Source organism: Mycobacterium hubeiense, assembly GCF_002838065.1.
GTDB lineage: Bacteria > Actinomycetota > Actinomycetes > Mycobacteriales > Mycobacteriaceae > Mycobacterium > Mycobacterium hubeiense.
On the sequence record NZ_PIZU01000085.1, the window covers coordinates 1 to 4,628 of the forward strand.

The 4,628-nt window shown below is 61.3% G+C and carries 3 protein-coding genes and 1 pseudogene; 1 reads left to right on the plus strand and 3 read right to left on the minus strand.

The window, feature by feature from the left end:
- Nucleotides 1-772: pseudogene (locus CWS39_RS28780) on the plus strand (TniQ family protein); the annotation flags it as partial.
- Between the two features lie 25 nt (nt 773-797).
- Here CWS39_RS28780 and CWS39_RS27850 read toward each other — a convergent pair.
- The 3 genes from CWS39_RS27850 to CWS39_RS27860 form a co-directional block, all read right to left on the minus strand.
- Nucleotides 798-1,622 (minus strand): TniB family NTP-binding protein, encoded by an 825-nt coding sequence (locus CWS39_RS27850; RefSeq protein ID WP_233213742.1) that lies wholly within the window; start codon nt 1,620-1,622, stop codon nt 798-800.
- Between the two features lie 214 nt (nt 1,623-1,836).
- Nucleotides 1,837-3,975 (minus strand): DDE-type integrase/transposase/recombinase, encoded by a 2,139-nt coding sequence (locus CWS39_RS27855; protein ID WP_102146058.1) that lies wholly within the window; start codon nt 3,973-3,975, stop codon nt 1,837-1,839.
- Nucleotides 3,968-4,628: TnsA-like heteromeric transposase endonuclease subunit (locus tag CWS39_RS27860; protein ID WP_102146059.1), on the minus strand; the 661-nt coding region annotated here is incomplete at its 5' end. The genes CWS39_RS27855 and CWS39_RS27860, both read right to left, overlap by 8 nt.

Here is a 4,628-nt window from a genome sequence, read left to right on the forward strand (position 1 = left end):
CTACCCCCACGTGGTCACCCTGAATGCCTCCGAACAGTCGCCGTGGTTGAGCCTGATCGCCGACATACGTAATGGGCCCCGTGGCTGGCTGATCAACCGAACCACCCGAACCGCGACCATGCAGCTTCTCGTCGACGCTGCGATTGCAGACCGTCATCATGTCGGCCGCCGCCTCGATCGCATGCACAGCGATCTGACGCTGCGTGCTACGGCCATCCCGCAGCTGATCGACGTCGACATCTACCGGGACTACTTCCATGAAATGTTGGGCGGCTACGAATGGACGGGTCGGCAGTACGTGTCACTGTGCATGGCGAGAACAGTGACACCCACCGCCAATTGGTCTGAAGCTGCCGTCCATATCGGCTTGGACCCAAGGCTTGGCATGCACACCGCACGTTCAGCCTCTGCCCGAATGCGCGTCACTCCAACTACTTTCGCTGATGCGGTGGAACGTGCAAGTCGCGCGTTGCCTCATGATCGCAACTTCCGACAACGTGAGTCCCGTGTGCGGGCCCTCGCTCAGGAGTCGTCGTCGTGGTTCGAGTCGTGGCGCACATCGATGTCACCGGCCCGGCGGTCGAGCTCGCTGCCGTACGTCATTACCTGGATGTGGTGCGAAACAGCCCAGGGTGCGGTCGACTTGAGTCCAGCCTGGGACGGGCCGGCCCCGCGAGCGGCAAAGGTGGCCTATCGCGCGTTCCGCCAACGGCTACCGCTATCAGCCCAGGATGCGCTCCGCTCGCTCGTACTGTCGGACGCTCTTTCCTGAGCCTCCTACGCAGCCCGTGCCGCTCCTAGCGCAGCGGCAGAGATCGTTCCTCCTCTGCTCGTTTGCTCAAGTCCACCTCGTTGAGATGTCGCAGCAGGATCCTGTGCGTCCCATCAACAGTTGCACTGATCGTCGCCTCGCAGAGCAGTGCTTTGAGGTCTCCGAGATAGCCCTGCGTGCGCTCTTGGAGCTCGCCGGCGAGCTTGGTGTGCAACTCCTTCGGCTTGCTCCGAGGCAAATGAGGTGCAAGCACATTTTCAAAGTCGCGCACGATCACCTGCCAACGCACCCGGTCTGACTCGACGTTCTTATCAGCCTTATAAGGCTCGAAGCGATTCAGACGAAGGCGTGCTGCGATTTGCGGGTCTTTCGAGAGGTCCTTGTCTTCGAGATCAGCGCCGACGAGAACGAGCGACACACCAATCTGTCCGAGACGTGTGTTGAGGTGCTTGATGTGGTCGAGCACGTCGCGTCCCGATTTCCAGTTCGTTTTGAGCAGGTGAACGTCGTCGACGATGACGATCTGTGTCCTGTGTCGTCGAACTGCGCCCGCCGCTACAGTCAGAACGTCGCGTTGAACCCCGGCGGCGGCAAGGTTGAAGAACTTCAGGATTGACTCGTCGAGACCCTTAATCTGGGTGGCAGCGTCGAGGTCGATCCAGACAATGGGACACAGGTCGACTTCAAACCCTGCTTCTGGTCGCATGATTGGCCGCCCGTAGGCGTCCAGTTCGGCGTCAGCGATGGCGGCAAGGTACCTGTCGCGGGCCCACCGCATCATCATCGTGCTCTTGCCGACGTAGTTCGGTCCCGAGAGCGCTGGCAGACTCTTCGCACCGGGTGGCGTCAACGTGTTTGATTCGAACGATCTTTGTGATCTTGCTGAATATGCCGTTGACATCGGCGGTGGGCATGAACAGGCTGTACAGCCAGGCTTCCAGACGTTCGACGTGGATTTCACGGTCGCGATCTGACATCGCATTCCATTCCCGCACCGTGACCCGCCGGGGCTCCGGCGGCGGTTGTGTCATGCAGTACTCATGCCACAGTTGTGCATCCATGGATCAGGCGTTCTCGGGAAGGTCCGGCCATACCTCGCGCGCTGAAGATGTCCGCCGCGCGGGTGGCCGCGCGGGCAGCAGTTGGTCTTGAAGCCGTTGCGCTTCAGCGTGATCGGTCTTGGCCTGCTCCACACGCAACCTCGCGGCGGTGAGCTCCTTGCGCAGTTTCGGTTTGACGGGTGCCTCGGTGATCTGGGTGAGTTCGGCGAGGATTTGACGTGTGGAGGAATGTCGGTTCAGCACCGCATTTCCGCCGCGATCGCGTATCCGTCGGCGCGCTGCATCCACGATGGCCTCCGTCATAGGTGCGACGGTGCGCTCGGAGCCGCGCCATTCGATGGGTTCCACGCGGTCGGTCGCGGGGTCGCGAAACCAGATGCGCGAGAGGTCCTGTGGGTCGTAGAAGAAGGGTGCTGCGCAGTCGCCGGGCCGAAACTGCCCGACCGGCACCGAACGATAGGGTTCAAGAACCGTCAGTGAGTCGTACACCATGTTCTTGAACTCCACGCCGGCATGGCTGATAGTCCCCCACCGCACCGGGAGGAACTGGTAGATCAGGTCGGGTTGTTGAGGCACGTCGATTCGCCCGGTGACCTCAGTCATCGCGTCCCACAGTTCAAGGGGGCACAGCTGGGCATCCTCTTCATCCGGTAGCACAATTCCGGTGTGCGGGTAGCGGTGGTAGTCCAGCCCGACGAAGCGCCGCAGGTGACCCTGCAACTGGCGTGCAGTCAGCAATGGCTCTTCGCTAACAAGTTTGCCTCGCTCAGAGGTGTTGCGGCCCTTGTACCCCGGGATCTGCTGCAAGCCACGTTGAATGGTTTCGTGCCAACGTTCAACATGCGGGTTGTCGTTAGCCTTCCCACCTCGATTAAGCATCAGATCGATCCCGAGCATCGCCAGAAGCGCCCGGAACCATTTGGACACGAAGATTGCTCCGTGGTCGCATCGGAGGGCGTCCGGTAGCACGGACGGGATGGGGTGCTCGCCTTGCAGGGTGGAGAAATCGGGGGCCAGTAGTCGTTTGCCGGCCAGTACGGGCACGCCGCGGAGATCGAGCCGTTCGGGCAAGCCTGCCCACCTCCAATCACTGATCGAGGTGCCGTCGACCAGCATCGAGAAGGGCCGGCAAATGTCATAGAGCAGCAGACCGGCCTCAATGCCATTGGCACTTCTGGGAACGACACGAATAGCGAGGACTACTCGGGTCGCAACGTCGATGGCGGTGATGATCTCGACGCTGCATGCTCGGCCGGTCAGTGGATCGTAGACAAGATTGTCGGCGCGGGTGACGTCGATGGCGACGACCTGGCCTGGGCGAATCGCTGGGTAGTGTTTGGCGCCGGAGACCTGACGGAGCTTCCGGCTCTTTTGCGCACGCGTCGTGGCCCCTCGCTCCCGTTTGAGCGCAGCGAGAAACTGGCCAGTGATCCGTTGGGGTGCTTGAAAATCGTCGATCCCGTTTTCTTTCAAGCGAACCCTGACTCGACGATCGATCTCTTCATTAGAGATGGTCGATCGGTCCCCATCGAGGGTGTCGACGATCTGGGTGGCCACCAGCCGGTATCGCTCGTCGATCAGTTCCCAGGACTTGGTCTGACGGGTACTTCGCTCGTCGATCAGGGCGAGTACGCCACGCTCTTTGAAGCCGCGGACCCAGCTTCTGATCGTGACGGGGCTGAAATGTGCTGGTCGGGTCTCACCGTCCTGGATCCGCCCCTGCACTTTCCGGTCGAGCTGTGCCCCGAGATTCAGCTCCTTGGCCATCGCTGCGCAGCGCTTACTTTCGGAAGCGCCACTTGGACCATAGGGCGGTCTCGGTTCGCCGGGCCGTGCCAGGGCTTGGTGGCCGTCGCGGTAACCGGTCAATATTTCCTGAACGACTTCCAACTTGAAGAGTGCCTTCTCGCGGACGTCGTCTGCGAGGGCGTCCCACAGTGGGCGGAGTGGTTCAGAGAGCGCTGCGACCTCGCCGTCTTCGAGGCCGCGGATCAAACCCAGTTCCGTCCAGCCCTGTTTGGCGGTCTCGCCGTAGGAATAGTGAAGGGTAACGCCGGCGGCGGCGATCTCGCCGATGACCGCGATTCCTCGATTTGTCAGTACTCGTGTGCCTTCGATCAGGGTGGTTCGTCCGCTAGACATGGCTGTTGCTTCTGCTCGCCGCGACCGGCGTGTACAGCCCCCACGGGGCACTCATGTCGATGCGCAGGGCGCCGGTCCACACCAAGTGCCACATCACCGATTTGAGTTCACCTGTCCCGTCGTCGGCGGCAAGAAGCTCGCCCACGGTCGATGCGCCACATTCAGCTAGTCGCAGTATCTCTTCCTCGAAGTGCACCGCCCATGGGGGCCTACGGCGAAAACCGTGCAACCACAACAAATTCATGCGTTCTGTTGTGCTCACTCCCGTGAAGACCGTGTAGCGCCATCCAACCCGTTCGCACGCACGGCGAGTGACGGCGCTCTTGGCTCGAAAATCGTCGTCTTGTTGTTCCAATGATCTGACATCCCAGACAGTGACGGCCCCATCCATGTGCTGGGTCAGCAGATCGGGGAAATGGCCAACCAGTTCATCGGTCGCCCAAGACAACAGAAACGGTTGGGAGATCATTCGCACGACGTGGGGATCGCGGTCGAGCTTGCGCACCAGGTCGTGCTCGAGACCTGATTCCAGGTGTACGACATCGGAATTGGTGAATGAGTAGGCCGACACTGGGATGTGGCGATTGCTTGCCGACGACCGTGGTCTCCGGGCCGGCCCTCTCTGCCAACCTGGGTTGAGGCACCCGCCCCCT

Coding starts and splice junctions, on each gene's coding strand:
- CWS39_RS27855 (WP_102146058.1), bottom strand. CDS start 3,975: ATGTCTAGCGGACGAACCACCCTGATCGAAGGCACACGAGTACTGACA.